Annotated in this window: 5 protein-coding genes and 1 pseudogene; 1 reads left to right on the forward strand and 5 read right to left on the reverse strand. The window is 67.7% G+C overall.

Going from position 1 to position 6,406, the window contains the following annotated elements; all coding sequences use genetic code 11:
* Positions 1-10 precede the first annotated feature (10 nt).
* The 3 genes from VE759_RS06400 to VE759_RS06410 form a co-directional block, all read right to left on the reverse strand.
* The gene (locus tag VE759_RS06400) at positions 11-343 is read right to left on the reverse strand and encodes a TfoX/Sxy family protein (protein WP_324929327.1); all 333 of its coding nucleotides are present in this window, start codon (positions 341-343) and stop codon (positions 11-13) included.
* 89 nt (positions 344-432) lie between these two features.
* Positions 433-2,808, reverse strand: a complete 2,376-nt coding sequence (gene lon / locus VE759_RS06405) for an endopeptidase La (protein ID WP_324929329.1) — start codon at positions 2,806-2,808, stop codon at positions 433-435.
* A 59-nt stretch (positions 2,809-2,867) separates the two neighbouring features.
* Complete coding sequence (locus VE759_RS06410; protein ID WP_324929331.1) at positions 2,868-3,773, reverse strand: arginase family protein; 906 nt, start codon at positions 3,771-3,773, stop codon at positions 2,868-2,870.
* Positions 3,774-3,863: 90 nt separating this feature from the next.
* On the opposite strand from VE759_RS06410, the gene VE759_RS06415 reads away from it, so the two are divergent.
* A complete protein-coding gene (locus VE759_RS06415; protein WP_324929333.1) occupies positions 3,864-5,144 on the forward strand; it encodes a bifunctional GNAT family N-acetyltransferase/ATP-binding protein in 1,281 nt (426 codons plus the stop codon).
* Here the strand turns inward: VE759_RS06415 and VE759_RS06420 are convergent.
* Entirely contained in the window at positions 5,139-6,041 is a 903-nt protein-coding gene (locus VE759_RS06420) for a formylglycine-generating enzyme family protein (RefSeq protein ID WP_324929335.1), read from the reverse strand. The two genes, VE759_RS06415 and VE759_RS06420, sit on opposite strands and share 6 nt — an antisense overlap.
* Positions 6,034-6,406 (reverse strand): annotated as a pseudogene (locus tag VE759_RS06425) (hypothetical protein); the annotation flags it as partial. The pseudogene VE759_RS06425 and the gene VE759_RS06420, both read right to left, overlap by 8 nt.

Genomic DNA, 6,406 nt, shown 5'->3' on the forward strand with positions numbered 1-6,406 from the left:
CTAGTTTGGCCTATTTGGGCTTCAGGCCTTTCGCGTAGTCGACGCCGCGGGTAATCCAGGACCGCAGCTGCCGTTTCGTCTTCACGCCTTCGTCGGCGACCCGCAACCAGCCGCGGGCCTCACGGCCGCCCATCACCATTGCGCTGACATGCTCGCGCTGCAGGAGCCTGTCGGTGTCATCCGGCGGTACCCGCACCAGCAGGCCGCCGTGCCCGCTGGCGACGACCGACATGTTGCCGTTGATCAGGAACGCCAGCCCGCCGAACATCCGCTTCTCCTCGACGCCCTGCTCGCCGCCGACGAGTTCGCGGATGCGGTTGGCCAGGTCTTCGTCATAGGCCATCGTCAGTCCAAAGATCCGTCATCCGCCCAAAATAACGCCAGCACGTGAAATCTCGGGGAACCACGTGCTGGCGTTGTGTTGGTCGATCGTTAGGCCGCGGCGGTTGTCACCTCGGCGCCCTCCAGCGCCTGCGCGATGATGTCGGCGACGTCGGTCATCGGCTTCACGTCCAGCGCATCGAGCACCTCGGCCGGGACGTCGTCCAGATCGGGTTCGTTGCGCTGCGGGATGAAAACCGTTGATAGCCCGGCACGCTGCGCAGCGAGCAGCTTCTGCTTCACACCGCCGATCGGGAGCACCCGCCCGTTCAGCGTGACTTCACCAGTCATGCCGACATCCGAGCGGACCTGGCGTCGGGTGGCCATCGACACCAGCGCCGTCACCATCGTGACACCGGCCGACGGGCCGTCCTTCGGCACCGCGCCGGCGGGCACGTGCACGTGGATCTTGCGGTCCAGCGTCTTCGGGTCGACGCCAAGCTGGGCGGCGTGCGAGCGGACATAGGACAGCGCGATCTGCGCCGACTCCTTCATCACGTCGCCGAGTTGGCCGGTCAGCTGCAGCCCCGGTTCGCCATCCGTCGAGCTGGCCTCGATGTAGAGCACGTCGCCGCCCAACCCGGTCACGGCCAGCCCCGTCGCCACGCCGGGCACCGCAGTGCGTTCGGCGGACTCCGGCGTGAACCGCGGCCGACCCAGGTAGCCGACCAGATCCGGCTCATCGATCACCAACGGAGCCGCGGAGCCGGCGACATCAGACAACGGAGCCGCAGAGTCGGCGCCATCGGAATTAGCGGCGGGGTCCTCGGCCAGCTTCGTCGTCGCCTTGCGCAACGCCTTGGCCAGCAGCCGCTCGAACTGCCGCACCCCCGGTTCGCGGGTGTAGTCGGCGGCGATCTCGCGCAGCGCCGCCTCGGTCACCGTCACCTCGTCATCGGTCAAACCGGCCCGTTCCCGCTGGCGGGGCAACAGGAAGTCGCGGGCGATCGCGACCTTGTCGTCCTCCGTGTAGCCGTCGATCTGCACAAGTTCCATCCGGTCCAGCAGCGCGGACGGGATGTTCTCGATCACGTTGGCGGTGGCCAGGAACACCACATCCGACAGGTCCAGATCCAGGTCGAGGTAGTGGTCTCTGAACGTGTGGTTCTGGGCGGGGTCAAGCACCTCGAGCAACGCCGCGCTCGGGTCGCCGCGGTAGTCGGAGCCGACCTTGTCGATCTCGTCAAGCAGCACGACGGGGTTCATCGAGCCGGCCTCGCTGATCGCCCGGACGATGCGGCCCGGCAGCGCACCGACGTAGGTGCGCCGGTGGCCGCGGATCTCGGCCTCGTCCCGCACACCGCCCAGCGCGACGCGCACGAACTTGCGTCCGAGCGCGCGGGCCACGCTCTCACCCAATGACGTCTTGCCGACGCCGGGAGGGCCGGCAAGCGCCATCACCGCACCGGAGCCGCGGCCCCCAATGACCTGCAGTCCGCGCTGGGCGCGGCGCGCCCGCACGGCCAGATACTCGATGATGCGGTCCTTCACGTCGTCCAATCCGTGATGGTCGGCGTCCAGGATCGCCCGGGCACCCTTCAGGTCGGTCGAGTCCTCGGTCTTGACGTTCCACGGCATCTCGAGCACGGTGTCCAGCCAGGTGCGGATCCACCCACTCTCGGGACTCTGATCGCTGGACCGTTCCAGCCGGCCGACCTCGCGCAGCGCGGCCTCCCGCACCTTGTCCGGCAGGTCCGCGGCCTCGATCCGCGACCGGTAGTCGTCGGAGCCGTCGGGCTCACCCTCGCCGAGTTCCTTGCGGATCGCGGCAAGTTGCTGACGCAGCAGGAATTCCTTCTGGGTCTTCTCCATGCCCTCGCGCACGTCCTCGGCGATCTTGTCGTTGACCTCCACCTCGGCCAGGTGGTCGCTGGTCCAGTTGATCAGCGCGCGCAACCGCTCGGCGACGTCCGGAGTCTCCAGCAGCTGCCGTTTCTGCACGTCGGTCAAGTAGGACGCGTAGCCAGACGTGTCGGCCAGCGCCGACGGATCGGTGATCTGGTTGACCACGTCGACGATCTGCCACGCCTCCCGCCGCTGCAGCATCGCCAGCAGCAGCTTCTTGTACTCGGCGGCAAGCGCACGGGTCTCGTCGGTGGCCGCCGTGTCCGGCACCTCGGTCACCTCAACCCACAGGGCGGTGCCCGGTCCGTTGGCGCCGGCGCCGATCTGCGCCCTGCGCTCACCCCTCACCACTGCAGCGGTGCCGCCGGCGATGCGTCCCACCTGCAGGATCGACGCGATCACGCCGTAGGACGGGTAACGGTCCTCCAGCCGGGGAGCGATCAGCAGGTTGCCCGACTCACTGGCGCGGGCGGCGTCCACCGCGGCCCGTGCGGCGTCGTCCAACGCTATCGGCACCACCATGCCCGGCAGCACGATCGGGTCCGAGACGAACAGCACGGGCACTGAGATTGCTTCAGGCATTCATCCTCCAAAGTTAAGCCTGATGCACTCAACCTTGCCGCGTGGCTGTTTGTTCCCGCTCAGATCAGCGTCGCTATGCCGTCGGCGAAGCTTACGATCCGGGCCGCACCCGTGCCGTTGGGGTCCTGGTCGGGGTCGTAAATCGCCAGGCTGCAGCCCACACATCCGCCTGGTTCCAGGACGGCGGCGACCAGATCGGCCAGCTGGCGCCAGGTTAGGCCGCCGGGTTCGTCCGGGACGTCGGGCAGGCCCTGCGCCGGAAATTCGACCGGGTCGAGCACGTCGAGGTCGACGTGCAGCCACCGGCGATCGCTGTGGCGGGACAGTTGCTCGACGGCCCGGCGCCCGATGACTGCCGGGTCGGCGGCCACATCCGGCAGCGGTGCGACGAAGACGCCGAGGCCGCTGACCGATCCGACGTTGAACCGCCGCCGCCAGTCGTCGTCGCGTGGGCCCACGATCGCCAGCGCCTCCGGCCGCAGCGCCGGCAGTAGCCCGGCCAGCCGACCGGTCAGCAGTCGGCCGGTGATGCCGAGCAGCAGGCCGATCTCGGCGTTGGCCGCCTCGCCGTCTTCGGACACGTCCAACGGCATGGTGTCCTCGTGGCCATCGACGAACACCAGGCCGACATCGCCGACATGGTCGCGCAGCCCGGTCACGGTGCCGAGCAGCGTGGAACAGTCGCCGCCATAGAGAAAAGGAAACCGGCCCTTGGCCACCGCCGGTCCCACCCGGTCGTGCAACGCGTCGGTCATAGCCAGCAGCGCGGCCTCATTGATCAGGCTCGTCGCCGCGCCCCGCTCCCGGGTCGCCGGGGGCAGGTCGAGGTCAGCGACAACGACCAACCGATGGCCACCGAACGCGCCGGGCAATCCTGCCTCGCGCAGCGCAGTCGCGGCGCGTGCCTGGTTGCCCAGCCGTCCGTACCCGTCGAACGGAACACCGATCAACTCGACCTCCGCCACGGGCACCACGCTAATCCGCATATTCACCTGTTTGGGTGGCGCGCCGGCGAGGCAATGCATGGTTTGTTAACCGTTAAGGAGGTAAAGCACATGCCGGCGTGGCGATTGCGTGATTTTCACGACGACGACCTCGACCAGGCGATCTCGATTTGGGACCAAAGTCGCGGTCCCGACGAGCCTGCACCCGTGGTTCCGGTCTCCGAGGTGGTCTCGGCCGCGCGGTCCGGACAACCTGCGGTCGTGGCCGTGGTCGGCGACGAGCTCGTCGGGATGGCGGTGGCGCACGTCCACGGACAGCGAGCCTGGATTTCGATGATCGCGTTGAGCAGTCGTTGGCGGCATCGCGGAATCGGCAGTGCGCTACTCGCCGAGCTGGAACTGCGTCTGCGGATGCAAGGCGTCCGCCGCATCAGCGCGCTGCTGGCACCCGGGGCGACGGGAACGGAGGCACTGCACAACTCCGGCTATGGCCAACGCACCGGACTGACGTACTTCGAGAAGGTGGACCATGCCCTCGGCCCCTCCGATTCCGGGTTGCTCAACAAACTCGGCGGCCAAGTCGTGCCGCGGAACCTCTGGCGCGCGATGGCCGGCATGGAAACCGAAAAACAGGTCATCGAGCGGCGCATCGTGTTGCCCCTCGCCGAGCCGGATGTGGCTCAGCAGTACGGTGTCTCGCCGCCGAAAGCGGTGATTCTGTTCGGGCCGCCCGGCACCGGCAAGACGAGTTTCGCCAAAGCCGTATCGGGTCGTCTGGGTTGGCCGTTCGTCGAACTCTTCCCGTCACGGCTGGCCGCTCCGGATGTCGCGATGGCAACCGCCCTCGGCGAGGCCTTCACGAACTTGATGGAACTGGAATCGGTTCTGGTCTTCATCGACGAATTCGAAGAGATCGCCGGCTCCCGCTCCGGGCTGCCGTCCGATCCCGCGCACGGCGTCACGAATGAATTGCTCAAGATGATCCCGGCGTTTCGACAGCACGATGATCGCCTGCTGATCTGCGCGACCAACTCGGTGCGATCGTTGGACTCGGCGTTCCTGCGGCCGGGCCGGTTTGACTACATCATTCCCATCGGGCCCCCGGACATCACGGCCCGCGCGGCGATCTGGCGCAGTTATCTGGGCCCGAACGCCGACTCGGTCGACGTCGACAAGCTTGTCGAAGCCAGTGAGATGTTCACGCCGGCCGATATCGAGTTCGCGGCCCGCAAGGGCGCGCAGACCGCATTCGAGCGCGAGATTGAATTTCATCGAGGCGAGCCGGCGCACACCGACGACTACCTTGGCGCGATCGCCGACACCCGGCCCACCTTGACCGAGGCCATGGTGTCCGAGTTCCACGAGGACATCGACCAGCGCACCCGGCTATGACTGGGTGCCCGTCGGCGGCCGCAACACGCAGCGAAAGCCGATGTGGCTCATACCGGTGTCGATCATCTGCGGGCGGCGCGCGGCCGGTCGGTAACGCAGGCAGTAGTTGTCGGCGCACAGATAGGAGCCGCCCTTGATGACCTTGCGCGGCATGCGGAATTGCGGCTGCTGCGGGTCGTGGCTGCCGGCCTCACAACATGGGTCCCCGGCCCTGGTGCCGGCGTACCAGTCCGAGGTCCACTCCCACACATTGCCCGCCATGTCGAACAGCCCGTAGCCATTCGGCGGAAAGCTGCCGACCGGCGTGGTGCGGCCGTACCCGGGCTCCGGGCGCCATGGGAAGTCGCCGTGCCAGTAGTTCGCCAGCCGCTGCCCCGGCCGCTCGGGCTCGTCGCCCCACGTGTAGGTCGCGCCGTCCAGGCCGCCTCGGGCCGCCGCCTCCCACTCCGCCTCGGTCGGCAGTGACCGACCCGCCCACGCGGCGTAGGCTTCGGCATCCTCGCAGGCGATGTGTACGACGGGATGATCCGCGCGCCTGTCCACCGACGAGTGCGGGCCGGCCGGGTGACGCCATGACGCGCCGGGGGTCCACGTCCACCACAGGCTGAGGTGCCGCAAATCCACCGGACCCCGCGTCCGGGTGAACACCATCGACCCGGGCTGCAAATTCTCCCGCGGCGCCCCGGGGAAGTCAGCCGGATCGAGCGGCCGTTCGGCCACCGTCACATAGCCTGTCGCCGCGACGAATTCGGCAAACTCGGCATTGGTCACCTGATGCTGCTGCATCCAGAAGCCGTCGACGCCGACCCGGCGCGGCGGTCCCTCCTCGGCGTAGTGCGCGCTCGAGCCGAGCGTCGCGGTTTGCGCCGGAATCCATTGCAGAGCCTGGTCAGTCACCGAAGACGGTGTTCCAGTCGCTCTTCATGCTGACCACCGTCCAGCCCGAATTCTTGGCCTTGTCCAAGGCCTTCTCGGCGCCCGCGACGTAGTCGAACTCGCGGTCGGCGTCGTCGTGCAGTACCAGCATGCTCAGCGACGATCCGGCCGTGGCGTCGGTGTACTGCAGCATCTCGATGTCGCCGTTGGAATTCCCCGAATCGTCACCCTCATAGTGCTTGGTGACCGCGTCGCCGAACCACTGCAGGTCGCCATCGACGGCCGCCTTGTAGGGCTGCCGATCGCGCAGTGACGCGTCGGCGTTTGCCTGTTCGGCGAACCGGCGGATCAAGAAGTCCAGCTGGATGTACGTCGGCTTCTCGCAC

Origin of the sequence: Mycobacterium sp. (assembly GCF_035640695.1) — a bacterium.
GTDB lineage: Bacteria > Actinomycetota > Actinomycetes > Mycobacteriales > Mycobacteriaceae > Mycobacterium.